The 23,253-nt window shown below is 68.7% G+C and carries 18 protein-coding genes and 1 tRNA gene; 11 read left to right on the top strand and 8 right to left on the bottom strand.

Translation table 11 applies throughout. The features are described 5' to 3' along the window. Positions 1–135: 135 nt before the first annotated feature. The gene (locus tag A3CU_RS0140345; protein WP_052373097.1) at positions 136–1,875 is read left to right on the top strand and encodes an IucA/IucC family protein; all 1,740 of its coding nucleotides are present in this window, start codon (positions 136–138) and stop codon (positions 1,873–1,875) included. Here the strand turns inward: A3CU_RS0140345 and A3CU_RS49210 are convergent. Together A3CU_RS49210 and A3CU_RS0140335 are read right to left on the bottom strand one after the other, a co-directional pair. Next, positions 1,849–3,069, bottom strand: coding sequence for a glycosyltransferase 87 family protein (locus A3CU_RS49210; RefSeq protein WP_156960806.1), 1,221 nt, complete (start codon positions 3,067–3,069; stop codon positions 1,849–1,851). The genes A3CU_RS0140345 and A3CU_RS49210 overlap by 27 nt on opposite strands. Further along, complete coding sequence (locus A3CU_RS0140335; protein WP_245617547.1) at positions 3,066–4,364, bottom strand: glycosyltransferase 87 family protein; 1,299 nt, start codon at positions 4,362–4,364, stop codon at positions 3,066–3,068. The genes A3CU_RS49210 and A3CU_RS0140335 overlap by 4 nt, the downstream gene beginning before the upstream one ends. A 373-nt stretch (positions 4,365–4,737) precedes the next feature. On the opposite strand from A3CU_RS0140335, the gene A3CU_RS0140330 reads away from it, so the two are divergent. Next, positions 4,738–4,811: transfer RNA gene (locus tag A3CU_RS0140330), tRNA-Pro, on the top strand. 511 nt (positions 4,812–5,322) lie between these two features. Here the strand turns inward: A3CU_RS0140330 and A3CU_RS49205 are convergent. From A3CU_RS49205 to A3CU_RS0140315, 4 genes are all read right to left on the bottom strand, one after another. Next, complete coding sequence (locus tag A3CU_RS49205) at positions 5,323–6,597, bottom strand: tyrosine-type recombinase/integrase (RefSeq protein ID WP_245617546.1); 1,275 nt, start codon at positions 6,595–6,597, stop codon at positions 5,323–5,325. Positions 6,598–6,629: 32 nt separating this feature from the next. Then, complete coding sequence (locus A3CU_RS52025) at positions 6,630–6,989, bottom strand: helix-turn-helix domain-containing protein (protein ID WP_043844207.1); 360 nt, start codon at positions 6,987–6,989, stop codon at positions 6,630–6,632. 131 nt (positions 6,990–7,120) lie between these two features. Next, positions 7,121–8,284, bottom strand: a complete 1,164-nt coding sequence (locus A3CU_RS49195; RefSeq protein ID WP_027947000.1) for a TRM11 family SAM-dependent methyltransferase — start codon at positions 8,282–8,284, stop codon at positions 7,121–7,123. Then, positions 8,281–9,357 (bottom strand): hypothetical protein, encoded by a 1,077-nt coding sequence (locus tag A3CU_RS0140315; protein ID WP_027946999.1) that lies wholly within the window; start codon positions 9,355–9,357, stop codon positions 8,281–8,283. Before A3CU_RS0140315 ends, A3CU_RS49195 begins: the two co-directional genes overlap by 4 nt. Positions 9,358–9,914: 557 nt before the next feature. Between A3CU_RS0140315 and A3CU_RS0140310 the strand changes: the two genes are divergently transcribed. The 9 genes from A3CU_RS0140310 (at position 9,915) to A3CU_RS0140270 (ending at position 22,342) form a co-directional block, all read left to right on the top strand. Further along, complete coding sequence (locus tag A3CU_RS0140310) at positions 9,915–10,961, top strand: hypothetical protein (RefSeq protein WP_027946998.1); 1,047 nt, start codon at positions 9,915–9,917, stop codon at positions 10,959–10,961. A gap of 209 nt (positions 10,962–11,170) precedes the next feature. Next, entirely contained in the window at positions 11,171–11,482 is a 312-nt protein-coding gene (locus tag A3CU_RS0140305; RefSeq protein ID WP_027946997.1) for a pilin, read from the top strand. A gap of 3 nt (positions 11,483–11,485) precedes the next feature. After that, on the top strand, positions 11,486–13,495 hold the full coding sequence (locus tag A3CU_RS0140300) for a TrbL/VirB6 family protein (protein WP_245617545.1): 2,010 nt from the start codon (positions 11,486–11,488) through the stop codon (positions 13,493–13,495). Continuing rightward, positions 13,492–14,781, top strand: a complete 1,290-nt coding sequence (locus A3CU_RS0140295; protein ID WP_027946995.1) for a PrgI family protein — start codon at positions 13,492–13,494, stop codon at positions 14,779–14,781. Before A3CU_RS0140300 ends, A3CU_RS0140295 begins: the two co-directional genes overlap by 4 nt. Next, positions 14,781–16,772: a VirB4 family type IV secretion system protein gene (locus A3CU_RS0140290; RefSeq protein ID WP_043844205.1), complete on the top strand. Its 1,992-nt coding sequence runs from the start codon at positions 14,781–14,783 to the stop codon at positions 16,770–16,772. The genes A3CU_RS0140295 and A3CU_RS0140290 overlap by 1 nt, the downstream gene beginning before the upstream one ends. Positions 16,773–16,896: 124 nt before the next feature. Beyond that, positions 16,897–19,476, top strand: coding sequence for a type IV secretory system conjugative DNA transfer family protein (locus A3CU_RS0140285; protein ID WP_245617544.1), 2,580 nt, complete (start codon positions 16,897–16,899; stop codon positions 19,474–19,476). A 69-nt stretch (positions 19,477–19,545) separates the two neighbouring features. Then, positions 19,546–20,640, top strand: coding sequence for a replication-relaxation family protein (locus A3CU_RS0140280; protein WP_027946992.1), 1,095 nt, complete (start codon positions 19,546–19,548; stop codon positions 20,638–20,640). Continuing rightward, a complete protein-coding gene (locus A3CU_RS0140275; protein ID WP_027946991.1) occupies positions 20,637–21,611 on the top strand; it encodes a C40 family peptidase in 975 nt (324 codons plus the stop codon). Before A3CU_RS0140280 ends, A3CU_RS0140275 begins: the two co-directional genes overlap by 4 nt. Before the next feature lie 320 nt (positions 21,612–21,931). Then, positions 21,932–22,342: a hypothetical protein gene (locus tag A3CU_RS0140270; RefSeq protein ID WP_245617543.1), complete on the top strand. Its 411-nt coding sequence runs from the start codon at positions 21,932–21,934 to the stop codon at positions 22,340–22,342. 60 nt (positions 22,343–22,402) lie between these two features. On the opposite strand, the gene A3CU_RS0140265 is transcribed toward A3CU_RS0140270, so the two are convergent. Continuing rightward, the gene (locus A3CU_RS0140265) at positions 22,403–22,633 is read right to left on the bottom strand and encodes a hypothetical protein (protein ID WP_027946989.1); all 231 of its coding nucleotides are present in this window, start codon (positions 22,631–22,633) and stop codon (positions 22,403–22,405) included. Positions 22,634–22,676: 43 nt separating this feature from the next. Continuing rightward, positions 22,677–22,871 (bottom strand): hypothetical protein, encoded by a 195-nt coding sequence (locus A3CU_RS0140260; RefSeq protein ID WP_027946988.1) that lies wholly within the window; start codon positions 22,869–22,871, stop codon positions 22,677–22,679. Positions 22,872–23,253: the final 382 nt, after the last annotated feature.

Below are 23,253 nucleotides of genomic sequence, written 5' to 3'. Positions count from 1 at the left end.
AGCACGTGAGGAACGCCATGACGGCACGATCGCGGTCGCGCGCAGACCCGCGGAGGGAGCTTGGAGGGCTTGGTGACCGAGGAAGTCGACGACGCGGTGGCCTGGCGGCTGGCCGGGTCGCTGGTGACCCACAAGATGCTCGGTGAGCTGTCCTACGAGGGGCCCTTCGATCCGGTGCCCACCGAGGACGAGATCCCCGGCGCCTACCGCGGATGGCGGCTGTCGCTGCCGGACGAGGTCAGCTACGACTTCAAGGCGCGCCGGGGCGCCTTCGACTCCTGGGCGGTCGCCGCCGGGACCGCCACCCGCCGGGCCGGCTCGGCGCCGCCGGTGCCGGCCGAGGACCCGCGAACCCTCGTCGTGGACGCCAGGGCCACGCTCGGCCTGTCCGAACCCCGGCTCGCCGACGTCCTGGCCGAGCTGACCGCGACGGTGACCAACGAGGCCACCCGGCTGAAGACCGCGCCGACCGCGGAGAAGCTGTCCACAATGGATTACAACCTGGCCGATGGGCACCTGGCCGGGTCTCCCGGCTTGGTACTCAACAAGGTTCGCGTGGGGTTCTCCGCCGCCGATCGTGCGCTGTACGCGCCGGAGTCCGGTTCGGACATTCTGCTGCACTGGTTCGCCGTGCCCCGCGAGCACGCGCGGTTCTTCTCCGCCGGAGAGCTCACCGAGGACCAGCTCGTGCAGGACGAGTTGGACGCCGAGCAGCGCGCCGAGTTCACCGTCAAGGTGGCCGAGTTCGGCGATCCGGCCGACTACCTGTGGCTGCCGGTGCACCCCTGGGAGGCGGACGAGATCGTGGGCACGCTCTACGCCGGAGAACTGGCCACCGGGGTGCTCGTCGACCTCGGTCCGAGCCGGGACCACTACCGTGCACACCAGACGGTGCGCACGCTGGCCAACGTGAGCCGGCCCGACCGCCGCGACGTCAAGACGACCGTGTCCCTGCACAACATGCCCGCCCACCGCGGCCTTGCCGATTCGCACCTCGCCGGGCCCACCGTGACGGCATGGTTGAAGCGCATCAGCGACGGAGATCCCCTGCTGTCGGAGGAATATCGCTTCGAACTGCTCGGTGAGGTCGCCGGCGTATCCGTGCGGCATCCGCTGTTCGGGTCATTGGAGGACCTGCCCTACCGCTTCCACGAGGCGCTCGGCGCGCTGTGGCAGGAGCCGCTCGTCGCGCGGCTGGCCGAAGGCGAGCAGGCGATCTCCTTCGCCGCCCTGCCCTATCGCGACCTCGATGGCGACACCGTGATCGGCGAACTGGTCCGGCGCAGCGGCTGGTCGGCCGAGCAGTGGTGTGCGCGGGTGTTCGACCTGCTGCTCACGCCGCTGCTGCACTGGCTGCTGCGCTACGGCGTCGGATTCCGCCCGCACGGCCATAACCTCGTCCTGATCGTGGATACCGCCGGGCGCCCGCTGCGGGTGGCGATCAAGGAGTTTTCGCAGGGCGTTGACCTGCTCGACGAGGAACTCGACTGCTATGCGGCGCTCGACGGCGAGGTGAGGGCGGAAATGCTGCGCTTGCCCGCGCCCCTGCTGGCCCAGTCGCTGTTCAGCCCCGTCTTTTCGGGGCAACTCCGGTTCTGGGCCGAGCTGCTCGACGATGACCTCGGCCTGCCCAGGACACGATTCTGGGCGCTGGTCAGGCAGGTCGTCACCCGGTTCCGCGAGGAGCACTTCGAACTGGCGGACTCCTTCGACGCCTGCCGGTTGTTCGCACCGCGGGTGGAGCGGGTCACGCCGAACCGGGAACTCCTGGCGGGTGAGGGATTCGACAAGATCGAGCGGGACGACGAGCTCGACGTCCGGTGGGGCGACGCCCCCAACCCGCTGTACTCACCCGATCCGGCTGGGGCGTGGTGAGCCGTCACTGGGGACGGCAGCGACCAGGTCGGCCGAGCGCCTGAGCCTCGACAGCGCATAGCCGCTGAGCAGCAAGGTGCCCAGCAGGGCGTAGGCATTGCCGGGCAACTGTTCGAGCGGGGCCCAGGTCATGCCGGGCTTGTCGTGCGCGGACAGGTGGCGGAACGGCGCTGCCACGTACACCGTTGCGGTGACCGCCGCCGAGCCCCACCAGCCTGCCGCCGCATGCCACGACCGTTCGCGGGTTCGCCGCGCGCCGTGGATCACCATGACCAGCAGTGCGGGAGCCACCCAGACCCAGTGATGCGACCACGAGATCGGCGAGACGAGCAGCGCGAACCCGGCGTTGGCGATCAGCGCGACCGCCGGCTCCGACCGGCGCATCGCGACGATGGCGAGCGCGAGCAGCACCAGCGCCAGCGCGAGCCAGCAGAGCGTCGTGGCGCCCGCCGGCAGGCCGAGCCGAGCCAGGACGGCTTCGAGGCCCTGGTTGGTGCGGTACTGGGAACCGCTCAGCCCGCCCGCTCCGGCCAGGCCGCCGAACCAGTACTCGACCGAACCGCGCGGGCTGATGGCGAACCCGAGCGCGGTGGCCACGGCCGCGGTGATCATGCTGGTCCCGGCGGCCCGGTAATCCTTGCGTACCAGGAAAAAGAGCACGAAAGCGAGCGGCGTCAGCTTGATCGCGGCGGCCAGTCCCACCCCCACGCCGCGCGGCCACCGCGGCCGTGCGACCAGGCAGTCCGCCGCGACCAGGCCCATCAGCAGGAGGTTGACCTGCCCGAAGGCGAACGTCTGCCGCAGCGGTTCGAGCGCCATCGTCACCGGGAGGCCCGCCGCCGCGACCAGCAGCGCGCCCTCGCGGCCGCCCGACGGCCACGCTCGCCGCGCGACCAGAAACAGCGTCCCGCCGATGCAGACCAGGTTCGCCGCGAACAGCAGCAGGACGGCCGGCGCCCAGGGCAACACGCCCAGCACGCCGAGCGCGAGCACCGAGAACGGCGGGTAGATGAACGGCAGGTCGATGTCGGCCGAAGTGGTCGGCAGCGGGCCGTAGATGTCCCGGCCGTCCCACCACGCCTGCAGCCCGAGGCGGTAGACCTCAAGATCCAGATGGTTCGCGAAATGCCACGGGAATTCCACTGCGAGCGCGAGCGCCGCGACCAGCGGCACCCAGTAACGCGCGAATTTCACGAGGTGATCGCGTTGGCCGGCCCCTTCACTCCGGGTAGCGCGTCGAGCGGGGCCGGGCGGCGAAGCCTCGGCAATGCGAAGGCAAGTAGCAGCGCCACTCCGACCAGCACGTAGGTGGCGGCGGACAACTGCTGCGGCCAGGTCCACTGGACGTGGACGACCGGGAAGTCGGTGACCGGCAGGTCGTGGAACGGCGCGAGATGGAAGAACACGGCGGTGAGAACCCCCCAAGCCAGCCACGCGGCGGACCACCACGAGCGCTGCTCTGCATAGTGAATCGCGTAGCCGAACATTACCAGCAGTGCCGGTACGACCCACACATAGTAGTGCGACCACGAGGTGGGAGAGGCGAGCAGGGTGAGGCCGGCATTGGCCATCAGCGCGAGCGCCGGTTCGGCGTGCCGCATGGCCCGCGCGGTGAGCACCAGCAGGATCAGCACGGCCCCGATCCAGACGACCTTTTCCGTCATCCCGGACAGGCCGGCCCGGACCAGGGTGGCCTCGATGGCCTGGTTGGTCCGGAAGGCCGTGCCGCTGACCCCACCCCCACTGAGGCCGCCCTGGAACCAGTACTCGATCGATGCGTGGAAGTCGGCGATGAACCCGATCAGCGCCGCTCCCGCGAACGTCAGGCCCGCCGTGATCGCCGCCCGGTAGTCCCTGCGCACCAGGAAGAAAAGGATGAAACCGGCAGGCGTCAGCTTGATCGCCGCCGCGATCCCGATGCCGAACCCGCGCGGCCACAGGGTCTTCCCGGCCAGGCAGTCGATCGTGACCAGCGCCATCACGATCAGGCTGACCTGACCGAAGCCGAACGTCTCGATCACCGGTTCGAGGAACACGGTCAGCGGCAGCGCGAGCGAGGCGACCGCCACCCCACCGGCGCGACCCAGCGACGGGCGCACCGCGCGTGAGACGAGGTAGAGCGTCACCGCGAGGCCGAGGCCGCTGAGAACGTAGACGGTGCCGACCGACGCGTCCCGCGACAGCATGGCCAGCGGGCCGAGAATCACCGCCGCGAACGGTGGGTAGACGAACGGCAGCTCAGCGCCGTTTTCGACCCGCGGTAGCGGGCCGTACAGGTCGTGGCCCGCCCACCACGCCTGCACGCCGAAGCGGTAGACCTCGAGGTCGATCTGGGGTCGGGTGGGCAGGTAGTGGAACATGCCCTGCAGGGCGAAGAACAGCCACACCGCGCACGGGATCGGCACCAGCCACAGGAACTTGCGTGGAATCCGCGGCAGCCGCGCCCAAGCGGGGCCATCCGACCCCTGCCTCCCCGTGGCACCGCTCACGTGCCGGGTATCGGTTCTCGCAGAAGGTGTTGGCATCGCCGTTCACTTTAGGGCTTGACGGATCCTGTCCGCCCGGTGCGGGGGTTGGCCGCCGGATATGGTGACGGTTGTCCACTTTGCTCGGCCGCAGGTGCCAAACCCGCGTCGAGATCGCCCGTGACCTGCGCGATCGTGGCCTCACCGCCACCCGTCCGAGGCACTCCTCCGGCTCTCTGGCTTCGCTTGCCTGTCGACCCTTTCGTGTCCGCGACTCGCCGTGGGCCTGCTCCCGCCGACTGGGGCATCGCCGCAGGTTGAACGTTTGGATGACCTGACTTCAAGGTCGCCGTCGCAGCGTTATAGAGTATTGGTCGTCGCCTCGCGAGGCGATGGCCGGGACGTGGCGCAGCTTGGTAGCGCACTTGACTGGGGGTCAAGGGGTCGCAGGTTCAAATCCTGTCGTCCCGACGGTCGAGCAGGCCCGCTGGTTCTGGGTGAAAGCCCAGGTCGGCGGGCCTTTTTGCTTTCCTTTTTTGATCTTGCCCCTCTGTCCATTGTGGTCTGAACCAAGATCAATAAGCCCGCTTGGGAGAAAATTGGGAGACGATCTTGGTCGTCTTTGACCAAACGACCATGTGGGGTCGCGGAAACGGCCTCTCCCAGCCTCGGTGTGTCCAACGCCTCGCAACAGGCGTCAACTGTCGCCAACCTGGGTCCGGTGTGGGTCGGTTGGCCGTCGTTGGGGCCGGTTGCGGCCGTGTGGTGGCCGTTGGCGGCTGGTGACGGTCGGTGGGGTGTGTTGGGTGCGGGTCGGGCCGGTCGGCGCGGCTGACGCGACCCGGAAGACGGGTTGCCGACCACGGCGTCTCGGGATCGTCCTGTCCGAGCTGGCGCCACTCACTGGGCTGGTCGGGGTGTTGGAAAGCAGATTCGCCACCTCGGGTGAGGTGGCGAATCGGGTGCTGTTGGTCGTATGCGGTTATGCGGTGGCGCGCCTCTGCGGCGCCGTTGCAGGCAGTGCGAGGGTCCCGAGGCTGTCGGTATCGCCGTGGCTTCCGGTGAGGCTGGTGACGGCGGTGGTCCAGCGGTGTTGGAGGGCGTTGATGAGGCGGGTTTCGACTTCGGGGGCGACGTGGGAGTAGATGTGTTCGATCTTGTCGGGGATCGTGTGGCCTAGCCGTCGGGCTTGGGCAACGTCGGGGATGCCGTCGGCGATCATCCAGGTCTTGTGACTGTGTCGGAAGCTGTGGAAGACCAGCCCGGGCACGACCGGATGGACCCGCGGGCGGGGATGTTTGCGGTGGAGGTTGCCGTCGGCGGCGGGGCGCATGGCGCGGCGGGCGAAGTTCGACCGGCGCAGCAGTTCGTTCTCGGCGGTGACGAACACGTGCGGGTGGTCATGGCTGTCGAGATGGACACGGAGCAGGTCGATGAGAAACGGGGGGAGTGTGATGGTGCGGGCGGACTCGGCTGTTTTGGGTGGCCCGAGTTCGAGCCGGCCCCGGACCTCGTGGAGCGCGCCGGTGTCGGGGTCGATGACGATGACGCCGTCGTTGAGGTGGGTGTTGACGCGGCGGAGTCCGGTGAGTTCTCCCCAGCGGGCGCCGGTCCAGGCGGCTGTGATCATCAGCACGGCAGCCCAGTCGCCGACCAGGGCGGCGGCTTGGGCGGCGACGGTCAGGGCCTGTTCGGGGGTGGCCCACAGGCGTTCGGTGCGGGGTTGGTGGCGGCGCTTGCCCCGGCGGCGGGGGCGGATCGGGTTGGCGGGGATGAGGCGTTCGTCGGCGGCATCGGCCAGCATCATCGACATGAGCTTGGTGATGGTGGCCACGGTGGAGACGGCGTAGCCGTCGGCGCGGAGTTTCTTGGCCCAAGTGTGCACGGCCAGGCCGGAGATGGCGTCGAGGCGGGTGGTGCCCCAGCGGGGAACAATGTGGTTGCGGGCCAGGCTGCGGTACTGCTCTTCGGTGGTGTTGGCGACATCGAGGGCGTCGAACCAGGCGACCGTCCACTCCGCCAGCGACAGCTTTCCGGCATCGGGGTCCAGGAAGGTGCCGCGACGGCGGTCAGCTTCGATCTCGTCAGCCTTGGCTTCGGCGTCTTTCTTCGAGGTGAATCCGGTGATGGTTCCGAATCCGCCGTCGTCTTTGGGATAACGAACTCGCCACGAATTCTTGCCGCGTTTCTCCACGAAAGCCATACTGCCGCTCCTTCGTTCGCTAAATGTGAATTGACGAACATATGGACGCTCCATGTTCGTCAATAATCAAGCGACTGTGCGAAGAACTATAGGTGATGAGATGAGTCATTTTCTGGTTTTGAGAATCGGCCGGGAAAGGCTCGGGATTGGCGGGGTGGTGTTGCGGCGGACTCGGCGATAGCGGCGATGTCGGCACGCGAGAAACGCAAATGCTTCCCGACGAAGCGACAGGGCACGGCGCGGGCGGCGGCCTTGCGGCGCAGCCAGGACGGCCGGACCTGCAGCAGTTCGGCGGCTTGCTCAGCGGTATATAGGAGCGGTTCGGTGTTGCCTGAGGCAGTGAGCGCTGGTTTCTGTTCATCCGAACGTGTCGTGGTGGCTTCGCCCGGAAGACGGCTGGGGCTCGGGCGAGCGACGCCACGACGCGATCGCGGACGCGTTGTCATATTGCCGGTCTCCTTCTATCGACAGCGCCCAGCGCGGCGCGCGCCGCCGCGTAGTGAGCGGGTGGGGATCGTGTCCGTCGTAAGCGCCTCCACCGAGCGGACATGACCAGGTCGAAGGCTTCGGAGGACGGTCACGCCGCCGCATTCTCGGAATCCTTGCGAACCCAAGTGTCCAGCCTCGGCAATGACGCCAACGCGCGCTCGGATTCTGCCGGAATAAGCTGGGATTTCTGGGAACTTAAGGAATTTAACGGTGTGCGGAACACGAGCACGTCCTCGTGTGCGATCAGGTGTAGCGGTAGTCCGGCGTCGCGTTGTTTGCGGATGAAGTCGCGTTGGAAGAACGATCCCCGAGGTACCAGGTCGTGTTCGGCGGCGCGTGCCAGTAGGGCGACGCAGCGTTCGACGGGGATGAGGCCGGCGTGGATGCCGCAGGCGAGGATTTGGGAGGGCAGGTCGATGAGTTCGGCGTGTTCGCGCCAGGGCCGGATGGTGATGGCGATGTGTCCGCCGGGTTTCAGGTAGGGCACGAGTCCGGTGAGGATGCGGGTGAATCCGGAGAGCAGTCGGTGGTGGCCGATGTTGGCGAGGTTGCCGCGGTCGAGGGTGTTGCCGTAGAGGTGGTGGTACTTCTGCACGCCCTGGCCGGGCGCGACCGCGACCTGCCCGTGCGTGGACGGGCCGTAGGGCGGGGAGGTCACGACGAGTGCGGCTTGCCCGAGGTACTCCGGCGGCAGGAGTGCGGCGATCTGTCGGGCGTCACCGTGGAACACCTGGCCTTCGTGTGCCACCCCGGTGTCGCGGGCGAGGGCGAGGTTGGCGCGGGTGACGTCGACCCAGTGCGGTTCGTACTCCACACCGACCGCGCGCCGTCCGGCGTGGACGGCTTCGACGAGTGTGGTGCCGATGCCGCACATGGGGTCGAGCACCAGGTCTCTGGGTTGGGTGTAGTGGCTGATGGCGTGGGCTGCGACGGCGGGCAGCATCTTGGCCGGGTGTGCGGTGGACTCGGGTACGTAGCGGTTCTTGCGTTGGGCGGCCGGGGAGGTCTGCGCGGTGGTCCACACCGACACGACCGGTTCCGGCGCGATGTCTTCGGCGGTGGCGTCGAGGGCGTCGGTGATGGTGCTCGGGATGCGCTGCTGCTGTGTGTCCACGGCCGGGTCAGAGGGCGCCGACGCTGCGTCGCTCGCGCGGTCGGACAGGGCGTGAGGGTTGCGGGTGTCGGTCACGGGGGTGCCTTTCTGGCTGTGTGGTCCGGGGTGGGCGGAGTGCGGGATCGGCGAGCTAGTCATCGGATGGCTTCGCTCGTGTGTGCCTGCCCGGCCGTGCTGATGGGGAGCGGTTCGTATTCGTGTGGCTGGGCGAACACCAACACGTCGGAGTGGATGCGTCGATGTGGCGCGGGTAGTCCTCGCACGGTCGCGCGGTGCGTGGCGCGCGCCTGCTGCTCGGCGGCGGAACCGTTGATATCGGGGATCAGTTCGGTGGCGAACCGGGCGCCGTGCACGGGCGCGTGCAGGGCGACGATGTGCTGGAGGTAGAGCAGGTCGGCGTTCTGCGCGGAGGCCACGACCGCGCCGGTTGGGTCGATCAGCTCACCTTGGGACCAGTCGCTGTGCGTGAGAACGGCGAGGATCCCGCCGACGCGCAACAGCCGGGCCGCGACCAGTGCCACCAGGTCGCTGCTGTGGTCGCCGCTGTGCTCGGGACGCAGGCTGGTGATGATCAGATCCGTGTCCGCGGGGACGGCGTCGGGACCGTCGAGCACTGCGGGGTCGAGGCCGGGCAGCAAGGGCGCGGAGTCGGCCACGGGCGCGCGTTGCGGGTCGCCGACAAGGTCGGCCCAGAACGGTCGTGACGCCGGACCGGTGAGGTTGGTCTCGGCCGCGACGCGCACCACGCGAGCGCTGCGGTCGAGACCATCGACGGCGTCGAGAGCGTCGGCAACTTCTGCATCCGGGTCGGCTCCGGGGGCGCGCTCGATCACGCCGTCCGCGCCGACGAGACCGAGCCGGGAATGGTCGCCAGGGGTAGGCCAGGGCAGCAGCACGACCCGGGCTCCGGGCTTGCTGAACGCGCCGACGATCCTGCGCACGATCGGCACGGGCCAACTCGCGTCGAGGTCGATCGCGGTCGCGCCGGCTGTCCAGACCGTCGCCGGGGTTGGGGTCTCGGTCGAGCTACGGGGCCGCGTGCGGGTGGTCGCGGAGCCGGGTTTGGCGGGGCTGATCCTGGTGGTGGTCGGGGCGGTCGGGTAGGGGCGCCGGTCGCCGTCGCGGCGAGTGCCCGCCAGGCGGGTGGAGTCGCCGCGCCGCTTCGGGCCATGCGGCCGAGAGCGGCGTGCTGAGTGGTCGGGCTGCGTCATGGATGCCTCGCAGAGTCCGTCGGTTGCGCCGCGCTGTCCGCGGCGCCCTGTAACACCCCCCGACTCCGAAAAACACCCCTCTTTTCCCGCCTCGTTATCAAATCTTTATCGTCGAGTTTTGGTGCGATATGGCGGCTGAAAGGTGAAAAAGCTCGCGCGCGTACGCCCGCGTCGGAGGGCGCGCGGGTTGCTGAGGACTGATAGGCGAGAGCGCTGCTGGAAAAAAATTTGGCGTGTCCATCATGTGCAGCTCGGGGATGACTCTCGGGGTGCGCCGCACGCGTAGGGGGCTATTACCGGATTGCCACCAAACTGCCACCAAAGCACTGTTTTAGCAGCTCATCGACTATTGCCGACGATCGCCACGCAATCTTTCCTCGGGGCTCGGGAGCGACCCGGTAGGGCACTAGATGATTTTTGTGGATGAGCCGAAACGATCATGGTAGGTCATCGGTGGCGTTTTGGTGGACTTCTGGTGGTCGTTTCGTGGCGTTTTGGTGGACTTGACCCGGCTTCCTTGTCTGGTCGTTTCCCCGACCATGCGAAGGAGTCGAGTAATGACGCCGAAACGTAAATCCCGCAGCATTCCCTTCGAACGGGATTCCCTGGCACTGGACAACGCGCGGACCGCATTCGACTGGCTGGTCACCGGTCCGGCGCCGCTGTCGATCGACGGCCGCTTCTTTCCCGGCCTGCCCGATCGGCGGGTGCCGCTGGACGAGTTGCGCGAGTTGCTGTGCGACCCCCGCTTGCCGATGTCGGCGGTGGACCTGGTGTGGATGCACCTGGTGACCCGCTCCCGCGACGAGGGCGGGGCGTGGACGGTGGCGTGTGTCGGTGTGGCGTTGCCTGCCCTGTTCGCCATCGCTGCCGAGTTGTGCGCGCCCTACGCCGATGACTACCGCGACATTCACGCCGCGGTGCTTACCGGGTTTCTGTCGGAGTTGGCCACCGTCGACCTCGCGCGGCCGTGGGTGATGTGGCGGCTGCGGTGCGCGGCACTGCGCGCCGGACATGTCTTCATCCGCGAGGCACTGGACCGCCCGATGCCCTCGGACGAGGACTTCCACTCCAGCGAGCCCACCCCGCCGTGGGGCCACCCGGACTTCGTCCTGGCGCGCGCGGTCGCCGAGGGCGCCATCAGCGGAGACGAGGCCGAACTGATCGGTTCCACGCGGCTGGAGGACTACACCCTCGAAGCCGCTGCTGCCGACACCGGTACCAGCGTCACCGCCCTGCAGCGCGCCCGCGCTCACGCCGAAGCGCGGTTGCTGGAATGGCTGACCGAGCAAGCCGCGCACGACGACTCCAACAGTGATCCCAGTCAGCACGACATCGCGACACACGCGCTCAACGACGCGGCCATCAGGACCGCCGCCGACCGCGTCCGCCCGGCCCGGTCATCGCGCTCTGGGACCGATGTGCCGGCGAGATTCTCGATAACGGTTCGGTATCGAGCCGGGAAAAACAGGCCCGATTCCGGAGTCGAGGGCCGCGGGAGGACACCAGCCGCTTCCGCGCACACCACCTCGCTCGGCCGCCCCACTGGCACCACCCGGCGGCTCTCGGGCATGACTCCGGAGGAGTTGCCGCGATGCGCCTGACCCGTTCGCCCCAACCTCGTCAACCGGACCGCCGCCGCGATGCCCAGCGGCCTCACTGCGGTCGCGTCGCTGCGCCGCTCGCGGCGGCTCAGCGAGTCCGTGCGGTCAACTCCTGCGTGTCCCGGCAGGCCGCCGACCCGTGCACCACACCTCCGACCTCTGCCGGGTCAACTGGTCGGCGCACTGTTGTCCGGCGGCGGCTCATCGTGATCACCGAGGTTGCCGCGCTCGCCCTGGTGGTCTCCGCGTCCGCGGCGCACGCGGAGACCGCACAGGTGCTCGCCCTGGCCGGATCCATCGACGAGGTTTTAACCAATATCCGTAACTGGGTGATGGGCATCCTCGCCGGCCTGGCGACGGTGTTCTTGTCCATCGGCGGGGTTCGCTACGTGATGGGCGGCGGTGACCCCGGTGAGATCGAGAAAGCCAAGACCGCGTTCAAGGCCGCCGGGATCGGCTATGGCCTGGCGGCGCTCGCGCCGGTCGTCGTGACCGTGCTCCAAGGCATTGTCGGGGCCTGAGCCATGTCCACGACCAGGCCCACCTGTCGTCGGACACCGGCCGCTGCGACCGCCCGCGGTCTGCGCTTCGACGAGTCCGCTCAGGTCCGTCGGGAGGTCACCCGCGCCGACCGGGAAGTGCTCGCGCCTCCACAGACGAACAGCACTCGGCGCGTCGGTGGCCGCCGGCGGTTGCCGGGATGGCTGCCGCGCATGACGCGAGGCCGCGCGCTGGCGATGCTGGCGGTGAGCCTGGTCGTTCTGCTCGGCGGCACGCTGGCGGCGGGCGCCGTCGCCGCGCCTGGCAATGGTCCGGCCGCGGCGCGGCCCGCTCCCACTTCGCCGCCGACCGTCGGCGACCCGTGCACGCCGGGTTCGACGAACCCGGCGTGCCTGCTGCCGACGGTGAGTCTCACGCCGCCGGCGCCAACCTCGTCGGCCGCGCCGTGCATCGGCGAGGGATGCATCCCGCAGCCCACGACCTCGGCGCCCGCACCGTCCAATTCCGGCTCGGGCCAGTCCGGCGACAGCGGCGACGGTGATGAGGACTGCGGGATCACCAACATCGGTGGCTGCATCACCAACGCGATCAACGCGTTCTTCCGCGGCATCGTGACCGCCGCGCTCAACCCGTTGCTGGACTTGTTGTCCAAGACACTGCTGACCACACCGACACCGGACTCGCTGCCGCGCATCGGCGAGTTATGGAACAACTCCTGGCAGATCCTGCTCGCCACCTATGGCCTGCTGATTCTGATCGCCGGGATCCTGGTCATGGCTTATGAGACGGTCCAGACCCGGCACTCGATCAAGGAGATCGCGCCGAGGCTCGTGGTGGGGTTCCTCGCCGGTGCCCTGTCGTTGTGGGTGGCGACCAAGGCCATCAAGATTGCCAACGGGCTGGCCCAGGCGGTGATGGGCGGCGGGCTGGATGCCAGCTCGGCCGGCCAGACGCTGCGCAACCTCGTCCTCGGATCTCTGAACGGCGGGATCTTCATCATCTTCATTGGCATCTTTCTGGCCGGGATGCTGATCGTCCTGCTGGTCACCTACATCGTCCGCGTGGCGCTCACGGTGATCCTGATCGGTGGGGCGCCGTTGGCGCTAATGGCGCACGCGCTCCCGCAGACCGAGGGCATCGCCCGGTGGTGGTGGAAGGCGTTCGGTGGCTGCCTGGCCATCCAGGTCGGCCAGTCGCTCACGCTGATCACGGCGATGCGGGTGTTCCTCGCGCCCGGCGGGTTCACGCTCTTCGGCCCGACCGTGGACGGGTTGGTCAACCTGCTCGTCGCGCTCGCGATCATGTACGTGCTGTTCAAGATCCCATTCTGGTTCCTGGGATCGCTGCGTGGCGGCGGTGGGCGTTCGCTGCTCGGGTCGATCGCGCGTGGCTTCATCGCCTACAAGACCTTCGGCCTGCTACGAGGCCGAGGCGGTGGTGGCCGTCGGCCGCGCTCGCCCGGCGGCGGGGATTCTTGCGGAGGCAACGGCGGTGGTGGTGGCCCGGCCGACCCCTACGCCCGCACCCGCACCACCACCGGCGGGCAGTACGTGTTGCCGTTGACGGGCGTGCGCCGCACCCGTCCCACGCGGAAACCCACGCCCGCTCCGGCGCCGAAACCGCGTCCCGCGCGAGGACGTCAGTTCGCGTTGCCGCTCGGCGACGACTGGCCGGAGTGGAAGCAGCACGGACCCAACGGCCAGTACCGGCTGCCGCTGGACGTCGAGCGCATCAAGCCCACTCCACCCCCGCCCGGCCAGCCGGGAACGGGAGGTCGGCCGCGTGGACGCCCACGTGGCGGGACGCAGTTGGAGTTGCCGTTCGACCCGTACAAGGGCAACCGCCCGAACCGGGGTGGCCAGTATCCGTTGCCGCTGGAGGGCGTGCGCCGCGTCGCCTCACCGAAACCCGCGCCCGCGACGCCGCCTCCCGCGGCCCGGCGCACACCCCGTGCGGGGCAGCAGTTCCGGCTGCCGTTGGACCTGCCCAAACCCGCGCGCCGTACCCCGCCCACACCTGGAGGTAAGTCGTGACTTCGCCTGTTCGCATACCGGCCGACGTCGACATGCACGATCGCGTCCTTGGCCCGTTGACTTCCCGCCAATTAGCGATCCTCGCGGTGACCGGGTTGGTCCTCTATGCCGTGTGGACGGTCACCCGCGCGTTCGTGCCGATGCCGGTGTTCTTCGCACTGGCCATCCCGATCGGGGTGGCTGCGGCGATCCTCGCGCTCGGCCAGCGTGACGGTGTCAGTCTGGACCGGCTGATGGTCGCCGCGATCCGGCAGCGCATGGGTCCGCGCCACCGTGTCGCCGCGCCCGAAGGAGTGCGGCCCGCGCCGCAGTGGCTGACCACGGCCGCCACCACCGCGACGGGCACCGCTCGGGCAGGGTCCACATCGGCCAAGCGTGCGAGGGGCCGAACCGGTTCGGTGGCGGGACGGGAGGGGATCTCGCCGTCGGCATTGCGGCTACCGGCTGAGGCGGTCACCGACACCGGTGTGGTGGACCTGGGTGCCGATGGTTTGGCTGTCGTGGCGGTCGCTTCCACGGTGAACTTCGCGCTGCGCACACCAGCCGAACAGGAGGCGCTGGTTGCCAGTTTCGGCCGATACCTGCACTCGCTCACCGCCGGAGTGCAGGTGTTGGTGCGCGCCGAGCGGCTTGATCTGTCTGGGCAGATCGCCGAGCTGCGGGCGCGGGCGGGAGGGTTGCCTCATCCGGCGTTGGAGGCCGCCGCCGTGGAGCACGCCGACTACCTCGCGCAGCTCGGGCAGCAGGCGGACCTGCTGCGCCGCCAGGTACTGCTCGTCCTGCGTGAGCCGATCGGTGGCGCAACGGCCGCGCCGACCGACGGGCTCGGCGGGCCAGGACCCCTATCCGTGTTGTCCTCCCTGGCCCACCGCAGGCACCGTGCCGACGCTGCGGCCAGCGGGGTGAGTGCGGGGGAGCGGAGGGCGGCGGAATCGCGGTTGGTGCGGCGCCTGGGCGAGGCCATCGAGTTGCTCGCTCCGGCCGGAATCGTGATCACCCCGTTGGACGCCGGGCAGGCCACCGCCGTGCTCGCCTCCGCCTGCAACCCGGACACCCTGCTGCCGCCCTCAGCCGGTCTGGCCGGTGCGGACGAGGTCATCACCACGGCCAGTGGAACAGACCTGGGCGAGGACGACCTGGGCGACGGCGTCTTCTGGCAGGCCAGCCGTGCCCACGTGGACGCCGACCCGGACGAGCACGACTCCGACAACGACATAGACGACTGGGACTGCGACAACGAAGCCAACGACTTCCAGGGCGACTTCGTGGAGAGGGGGCGGTTGTGATGACCGCCCGAGCACGCACCCGGCGCGGCGAGCGCCGCCCGGCCACACGCGGCAGCGCTTACAGCTCCCTTCCCAGGGAGGTGCACGGTGGCGCCGCGTTCACTCCGGATGCGTTGTCGGTCGGTGCCCGGCACTTGGAGGTCGGCAACGAATGGGTGGCCAGCTTCGCCGTCACCGGCTTCCCACGAGAGGTGCACCCCGGCTGGCTTGCCCCACTGCTGACCTATCCAGGCCGGTTGGATGTTGCGCTGCACGTGGAGCCGATCGACCCGGCCACCGCTGCCGCGCGGCTGAAGAAACAGCTCGCCAAACTTGAGTCCGGTCGAAGGCACACCGCCGAACACGGCCGCCTCTACGACCCGCAGGTCGAAGCCGCCACCGAAGATGCCTACGACCTCTCGGCCCGCGTCGCTCGTGGCGAAGGCAAGCTGTTCCGCGTCGGCCTCTACCTCACGGTGCACGCGCCCTCGGAGCACGCGTTGGCCGACGAGGTCGCCGCGCTGCGGTCGCTGTGCGCGTCACTGTTGCTGGATGCCAAGCACACCACCTACCGGTCGCTGCAGGGCTGGGTGTCCACGCTGCCGATGGGCCTGGATTTGATCGGGATGCGCCGCACGTTCGACACCAGCGCGCTGTCCGCAGCGTTTCCCTTCACCAGTCCCGATCTCCCCAGCGGCGACCCGACCAGCGTGGCCGCTCCGTCCGGGGTGCTCTACGGCTACAACGTCGGCTCCCAGGGCCTGGTGCACTGGGACCGATTCGGCGAGGGGATGCACAACCACAACTCCGTCATCCTCGGGCGCAGCGGCGCGGGCAAGTCGTACCTGGTCAAACTCGAACTCCTGCGCAGCCTGTACCGAGGGATCGAGATCGCCGTCGTCGACCCCGAGGACGAATACGCCCGGCTCGCCGCTGCGGTAGGCGGCACCTACGTCCACCTCGGCGCACAGAACGTGCGGCTCAACCCGTTCGACCTGCCCATCCACACCCGCGCCGACGGCCGCCGCACCGCGCCAGAGGACGCGCTGGTGCGCCGCAGCTTGTTCCTGCACACAGTCATCGCCGTGCTGGTTGGCAGCGAGTTGGAAGCCGGGCAGCGGGCCGCTCTGGATCGGGGCATCGCGGCGACCTACCAGGCGGTGGGCATCACGGCCGATGCCCGCACCTGGACCCGGCCCGCGCCGACCTTGCGTATGCTGCGCGACCACTTCGCCGCCGCGGACCAGGCCGGCGACCAGGCGGCCGGCGAACTCGCCGCACGGCTGCATCCGTTCGTCGAAGGCGTGTTCAAACAATTGTTCGACGGCCCGACCACGACCAACCCCGAAGGCCACTTGGTGGTCTTCTCGCTGCGGGACCTACCGGACGAGCTGAAGGGGATCGGCACCCTGCTGACGCTGGATGCGGTGTGGCGGCGCGTGTCCAACCCGGCGATCCGCCGCCCGCGCCTGGTCGTGGTGGACGAGGCGTGGCTGCTGATGAAAGAAAAGTCCGGCGCGGAGTTTCTGTTCAGGATGGCGAAAGCGTCCCGGAAACACTGGGCCGGGTTGACGGTCGCGACCCAGGACACCGCCGACGTGTTGGGCAGCGATCTCGGCAAAGCGGTGGTGGCGAACGCCGCGACACAGATTCTGTTGCGGCAGGCGTCCCAGGCGATCGACGAGATCACCCAGACCTTTGATCTGTCGGCCGGGGAACGGCAATTCCTGCTCTCGGCCGATCGGGGCCAGGGATTGCTGTCGGCGGGGACACAAAGGGTGGCTTTCCAGAGCATCGCCTCGCCGACCGAGCACTATCTCGTTACGAGTAATCCGGCCGAACTCGCCGGATACGCGGCCGACGGAGAAGCCGACGAATCCGCCGACTCCGAGCAATCTTACGTCGACCTGGGCTGGGCTGACGACGCCGCTGACAGAGCCGACGACGCGATAGACACCGGCGAGTTCGGTCCTTTCGGTTCCGACGACCAGATCGAACTCGACGCCGCATAACGCTCGCTCAGCCATTTCTACCCGAGCTTTTCTGTGCTTCGTGGAAGGACCTTCTATGTGCGCCTGGATACGGGCTGCCCTCTTTCACCCCGACTTGTCCGCCCCGATCGTTGCCGGCGCCAGGATGTCCGGGCTAACGAACAGGTGGCTCGATGATTACCTGCGCGATCCCGGTGGCGCGTTCCTTGCGCTGCTGGACCATCTGCGCGACTGGGCGGTCGTGTGGGGGCCGATCGTCGCGCCCGCACTCGCGGCCGGTGTCGCGGGGCTCGGCCTCGGTCGGCGCTGGTGGGCGCGACGCTGTCACGCCCGGCTGGTCGCCGACGCCCGCCAAGTCACCGTGCTCGCGCCACCGACCGTCGATCCCGCGGGTGGGGCGGCATTGTGGTCCAACCTCGTCGGGCTGTTGCGACCCGCCTGGCGCCGGTGGTGGAGCGGGCAGCCGCATGTCGCGTGCGAGTACGTGTTCTCCGACGCCGGGGTCGCGATCCGGCTGTGGGTGCCTGGCGTCATCCCACCAGGCTTGGTGGAACGGGCGATCGAGGCCGCCTGGCCAGGCGCGCACACCCACACAGCCAGCCCGGCCCAGCCACCGCTGCCACCACCCGGCGCAGGGCAGCACCGACTGGTGATCGCCGGCGAACTCCGACTCGCCCGCAACGAGGCGCTGCCCATCCGCACCGACTTCGACGCCGACCCGATCCGTGCCCTCATCGGCGCGCCGGTCGGACTGGGGCGGGACGAGTACGCCTGCGTGCAGGTCCTCGCCCGGCCGGTCACCGGCCGCCGCGTGGCCCGCGCGCGCCGCGCGGCACGGCGGGTACACACCGGCGGCTCCACCCGCATGGTCGGGCGAGTGCTCGACCTGATCACCCCTGGCATGAAGACCAGCCGCCCCAGCGGAGGCAGAACGCGCTCGGGTGCGTTGCACAGTGATCCGCAGACCTCACTCGAATATGCCGCGCAGAACCGCGCGATCGTGGCCAAACAGCGCGGCTCCCAGTACGAGACGGTGATCCGCTACGCCGTTGCGACACTGCTCCCAGAAGGCGCGGCCGAGGCCGAGATACGCGCGGCGCGGGATGTCGCCCGCGGCAGGGCACACGCGCTGGCGGCCAGCTTCGCCTCCTACACCGAGCACAACCACTACACCCGCCGCCGACTGCGCCACCCCGGCTCGGTGCTGGCCGACCGCCGCCTCGGCACAGGCGACCTGCTGTCGGTAAGTGAGCTGGCCGCGATCGCGCACCTGCCCACCGACGAGGCGATCCCCGGCGTGCAGCGCGCCGGAGCCAAGGCCATCGCCCCACCGCCCGGTATCGCCACCCCCGGCCCCGAAGCCAAGCCGATCGGCGTCACCGACACCGGCCAGCAGCGCCCCGTCGCGCTGCGCGTCCCGGACGCGCGGCACCACCTGCACGTGCTCGGCGCGACCGGCTCGGGCAAATCCACGTTGCTGGGCAACATGATCCTGGCCGACGCCGAAGCCGGGCGCGGGATCGTGCTCATCGACCCCAAGGGCGACCTCGTCACCGACGTGCTCTCCCGGCTCCCGCGCTCGGCCGGCGAGCGAGTTGTCCTGTTCGACGCCGACTCCAAGTCCCGGCCGCCGTGCCTGAACCCGTTGGACGGCGGGGAAACCGACCTGACCGTCGACAACCTCGTGTCGGTGTTCCGCCGTGTCTACTCGGCGTTCTGGGGGCCGCGCACCGACGACGTGATGCGCGCCGCGTGCTTGACCCTGTGCACGCAGGAAGGGGTCGCCACCCTTGCCGACCTGCCCAAGCTGCTGGCCGATGCGGCCTTCCGGTCACGGGTCACGGCCGGTGTCACCGACCCGGTGCTGCGCGGGTTCTGGTCCTGGTACGCCGAACTCACCGACTCGGCCCGCAGCCAGGTCATCTCCCCGTTGATGAACAAGCTGCGGGCGTTCCTGTTGCGGCCGTTCGTGCGGGACGCGATCGCCGGAGGGCGCTCCACAGTGGACATGTCTCGTGTGCTCGATGGTGGCATCTGCCTGGTGCGCATTCCCAAGGGCAGCTTGGGCGAGGAGACGACCCGGCTGGTCGGGTCGTTGGTGGTGGCTCGCACATGGCAGGCCACAACGGGCCGTGCCCGTATCCCGCAACGCCAGCGGCGCGACGCGAGCTTGGTCATCGACGAGTGCCACAACTTCCTCAACCTGCCCTACCCCATCGAGGACATGTTGGCCGAGGCGCGGGGGTTCCGGGTCGCGATGACGCTGGCGCACCAGCATCTGGGCCAGTTGCCGCGTGAGTTACGGGAGGGCATGTCCACCAATGCCCGGTCGAAGATTTTCTTCAACGCCTCCCCGGAGGACGCGCGCGAGCTGTCCCGGCACACCGCGCCCCGGCTGTCCGATCACGACCTCGCGCACCTCGGCGCCTACCACGCCGCCGTGCGCCTCGTCCTCAACGGGGAAGAAGCGCAGCCCTTCACCATGCACACCCAGCCGCTCCCGAGACCGATTCCCGGCCGGGCACGGGAGATCCGCGCTCTCGCCCGCCGCACCAGGCACTCCCGTGCCGGCGACATCACCACGCCAGCCCCCAGCACGCAGCCGATGCCCCAACCTTCGCAAGAGCCCGCCGTAACCGCGGGGCAGCCGCAGCGGCCCACTACCCGCGATCGCAACCGGCCTGGCGTCCGACCACGCAGTGCCGACCCACGCCGCCGGGCGTGAACCCGGGGCTGACCAACGACCAGCGAGCAAAATTCCCCGACCGCACAACCCTTTTCGGAGGTTCTTGTCATGATCACCAACTCCACCAGGCAACGCGATCTGCGCGGGCACAAGGCCACCCGCCCGAACCCGCGGGCGGCGAACACGGTCGAGCACCAGGCCGTGTTGGCGTGGCGGCTGACGCCGCGGGATCGGTGGATTATCCGGATGCTGCATGAGCATCGGGTGCTGACCGCCCACCAGATCACCGCCGTCGCGTTTCCGTCTTTTCGTAGTGGACGCCAGCGGCTGCGCGAGCTGTACCTGTGGGGTGTGGTGGATCGGTTCCAGCCCTTCATCTCGGTCGGAACCGCGCCGATGCACTACGTTCTCGCACCCGCCGGGGCAGCGGTGCTGGCCGGCGAGGACGGTCTGGACGTCAAGGGTCTCGGCTACCGCCACGACCGTGCCTTCGCCATCGCGCATTCCCTGCGCCTAGCGCACACCGTCGGGGTGAACGAGTGGTTCACCGCCCTGGTCGCTCGCGCCCGGCACAGCGACCCTGCCGAGCGCACTGTGCTGACCGCGTGGTGGTCGGAGGCGCGTTGCGCCCGCCACTTCGGCGATCTGATCAAGCCGGATGCCTACGGGCGCTGGGCTGCGCATGGCACGGAGATCGAGTTCTTCCTCGAGTATGACTTCGGCACCGAAGTCCTGGCCAAACTCGCCGGGAAACTGGCCGGTTATGCGGCGCTGGCCGAGGCCACCGGCATCACCACGCCCGTGCTGGTGTGGCTGCAGTCCTCGCGGCGGGAAGCCACCGCCCGCCGGCTGCTCCACCGGGCCTGGCGTGAACTCGACAACCCGAGAACCGTGCCGGTGGCCACCGCGGCGGCCGACTTGCTCAACCCCGAGACCGACCATCCCAGCCCCGCCGACAAAGTGTGGCTGCCCCTGGACAACCACACCAATCAGCCCGGTGTTCGGCGAGAGTTGCACCGATTGCCCGACGCCTGGCCACACGTCCTCGCGCCCAGCAGCGCTAGTGAGCCGGGCGGTGAGGTGACGTTCGAGCCGGACTCGCCGTCGTTGCTGATGGTGCCGGCTCCGCCGCCCATGCCACCCGCGCAGGCACAGGCCACCTCGCGCGAACCGGGCATCCGCCAAGCGGTGAGCCGTCCATGATCGGCAAAGTGGGTGCTGCCGTGCTCGCCGCGCTCCTGCTCATCCCGCTGGTGCTTGCCGCTGGGGTGTCCGGCGCGATCTCGGCCCTCTTCGGCGGCAGCAGCACCAGGATGGCCTGCACCCTTGGCCGTGACTCGTCCTCGGTAGGTGCGGCAGGGTACGGGGCCGATCAGCTGGCCAACGCCGCGATCATCGTCGCGGTCGGCACGCAGCTCAACGTCCCCGAGCAGGGCCAGGTCGTGGCGCTCGCCGTCGCACTGCAGGAATCGGGCCTGAGCAACCTCGACCACGGTGACCGCGACAGCCTCGGCCTGTTCCAGCAACGCCCCTCACAGGGCTGGGGTAGCCCGGCGCAGATCATGAACCCCGCCTACGCCGCCACCCAGTTCTACCAACACCTGCTCGCCGTGCCCGGTTGGCAGCAGATGAGCATCAACGACGCCGCACAAGCCGTGCAACGCTCCGGCACCCCGAACGCCTACGCCCAACACGAGCAGACGGCGCGCGAGGTGCTCGCTGCGGTCGAGGGCACCAGCTGCACGACCACCACAAGCCAGATGGTCGGCACCGGCGACTGCACCGCCATCCAGGCCCCCAACGCGGTCACCCTGGCCGCGATCAACTACGCCTGCGGACAAAGAGGACTGCCATATGTATGGGGCGGAAACGGGGCCGCCGACGGCGGATTCGACTGCTCCGGGCTGACCGTAGCCGCCTACGGCGCGGCCGGAATCACCCTACCCCGCACCGCCGACGCGCAATTCCAAGCTGGGCCGCGCGTGCCGGACGGGCAGCCGCTACTGCCCGGAGACCTCGTCTTCTACGGCACCACGGCGCACATCCACCACGTGGGCCTCTACATAGGCGGAGGCTTGATGATCGACGCACCGGACGTCGGCCAAAGCATAAAGGTCGAACCGTACCGGTACCAAGGAGACGACTATGCCGGAGCTACACGTCCCGCTCATTGACGGTTATTGCATCTGACGCGGCGCTGCTGAGGGTGTTGGAAATCTGGTGGCTGCGCGACTGACTGGCGTGCGATGATCTGGCTATCCCGACAACCGGCGTTCCGGGGCGCCTGAGGCTCGACGTGTCGAACCGGTGGGAGTAAGAGGCGGTAGGCGGGAGACCCGCAGGCGAGGCGCGCGGTCCGCGTCCTGAGTAGTCCCCACTGGACCCGGTGCACTGCGCTCGCGTCAGCGGAGAGGTTGAGTAGCGGTTGGAACACGTCAGGGTGGAGGCGACCGGGACGGGCAACTTCCTTGACCCTGATGCATATCTTGGTCTGTTGCCCACGCTAGTCGGCGGTCTTCCGCTTGGCGCACGGGCGTTCGCTGCCGATCCGGATCATTACAACTTCTTCAGCCGGCGGTGTGTCAAGGACCTCACACCCGACACTCTGTTGCGCGGAGAAACGGCTGGCGAGGGGTGGCTGCAACTTGGCTTCCGCCACAACTGCTGGAAGCACGAAGAAGACCTGAGTATTCGCTATGTCGGTGTCAGCAGTCTCAGCCTCGACACGATCAACCAGTCCGACTGGGCCAGCTTCGGTGCGGTCACGTTGGACGAGATCCTGCCCCACGAGCACGGATGTAGCCATGAGATTGGCTTCCTCGATGGATGGCTCACCGTCGTCAGTCGTGACTTGATCGCCACCTGGAACGAAGCAGACTGCCCGGAAAGGCCGTCGAGTAGCTGATCTCGTCGCTCTGTTTGCCGACAGGTGGGCTGGGTCCCGCCGTATCCCTTGCCTGATGAGTCATCTCGCCTCCTCGGGCGCTGCTTGGATCGGCGGGATCCCAAGGCCAACAGCTGGCCTGTTGGTGCGGCGTTGGGTGTCGTCGCGTTTGGCTCGCAGGAACGTCAGGGCCATGTCGATGCCCTCGATCTCACCGATCCAATCCTCGCTCTCGGCGCGGGTGCGGCGGGCGAGCAGGTTGGTTTCGAGCTCGTCGAGCCGGGCGAGCATTTTGGGGTTGACGTGCAGCATCGGGTAGCGGATGCAGGCTTCTCTGAAATAACGCGCCGACGGCCTACACACGCAAAAAGGAATCCTCAAGGGCGAACGCAGGCCGAACCTGCGCCCTGGACCGTCCGACTCCATCCGGCACCCGCCACTCCACGACCACCGCGCAACGGTCGCTCTGTGCCTCGATGGTCAGCAACGTCGCCTGCTCGCGAAAAAGGTCCACCACGACGGTGGCGTCGCGCCGATATCGGATGCGCACGCTCGCGGCGCCTATGTCCCACGTAAGGTGGAGCTCCTCCGACTTGGAGATCGGGAACAGGACCTCCTGAACTCAATCATCTCCGGTGACCGCCTCGGCCTGTGGCACCACACCCAACGTGGCAAGCCAGGCATCGTCGTCGCCACCACAAGGGACACGCCCGCAGGCTAGCCGACCAGTAACCGGCCAGTGAGGTGAACGACGGCATGCCGAGTGCGACCGCACTGGTTCGGCGCTGGAGCGCAGCGTCGATCTGGGCGCCATCCTTCACGCTTGGCCTCGATGATCCGGCCTCAAGATTGTCGCGGATCTCCTCCAACCGTGGTCGTCGCGTTGGGTCAGACCGCAGACACCTGACGCAAGCTTCTCTGAACTTTGGGGC

Origin of the sequence: Amycolatopsis taiwanensis DSM 45107, from assembly GCF_000519205.1 — a bacterium.
Classification (GTDB): Bacteria; Actinomycetota; Actinomycetes; order Mycobacteriales; family Pseudonocardiaceae; genus Amycolatopsis_E; species Amycolatopsis_E taiwanensis.
Note: the sequence above shows the minus strand (reverse complement) of the source record. Positions and strands in the feature narration are given on the sequence as shown.

What these genes read in the sequence shown, in the direction of transcription:
- A3CU_RS0140345 (WP_052373097.1), top strand. Translation starts at nt 136, where the DNA reads ATGCTCGGTGAGCTGTCCTACGAGGGGCCCTTCGATCCGGTGCCCACC.
- A3CU_RS49205 (WP_245617546.1), bottom strand. Translation starts at nt 6,597, where the DNA reads ATGGAGCGTCCATATGTTCGTCAATTCACATTTAGCGAACGAAGGAGC.
- A3CU_RS52025 (WP_043844207.1), bottom strand. Translation starts at nt 6,989, where the DNA reads ATGACAACGCGTCCGCGATCGCGTCGTGGCGTCGCTCGCCCGAGCCCC.
- A3CU_RS49195 (WP_027947000.1), bottom strand. Translation starts at nt 8,284, where the DNA reads ATGACTAGCTCGCCGATCCCGCACTCCGCCCACCCCGGACCACACAGC.
- A3CU_RS0140315 (WP_027946999.1), bottom strand. Translation starts at nt 9,357, where the DNA reads ATGACGCAGCCCGACCACTCAGCACGCCGCTCTCGGCCGCATGGCCCG.
- A3CU_RS0140310 (WP_027946998.1), top strand. Translation starts at nt 9,915, where the DNA reads ATGACGCCGAAACGTAAATCCCGCAGCATTCCCTTCGAACGGGATTCC.
- A3CU_RS0140300 (WP_245617545.1), top strand. Translation starts at nt 11,486, where the DNA reads ATGTCCACGACCAGGCCCACCTGTCGTCGGACACCGGCCGCTGCGACC.
- A3CU_RS0140290 (WP_043844205.1), top strand. Translation starts at nt 14,781, where the DNA reads ATGACCGCCCGAGCACGCACCCGGCGCGGCGAGCGCCGCCCGGCCACA.
- A3CU_RS0140285 (WP_245617544.1), top strand. Translation starts at nt 16,897, where the DNA reads ATGTCCGGGCTAACGAACAGGTGGCTCGATGATTACCTGCGCGATCCC.
- A3CU_RS0140280 (WP_027946992.1), top strand. Translation starts at nt 19,546, where the DNA reads ATGATCACCAACTCCACCAGGCAACGCGATCTGCGCGGGCACAAGGCC.
- A3CU_RS0140275 (WP_027946991.1), top strand. Translation starts at nt 20,637, where the DNA reads ATGATCGGCAAAGTGGGTGCTGCCGTGCTCGCCGCGCTCCTGCTCATC.
- A3CU_RS0140265 (WP_027946989.1), bottom strand. Translation starts at nt 22,633, where the DNA reads ATGCTGCACGTCAACCCCAAAATGCTCGCCCGGCTCGACGAGCTCGAA.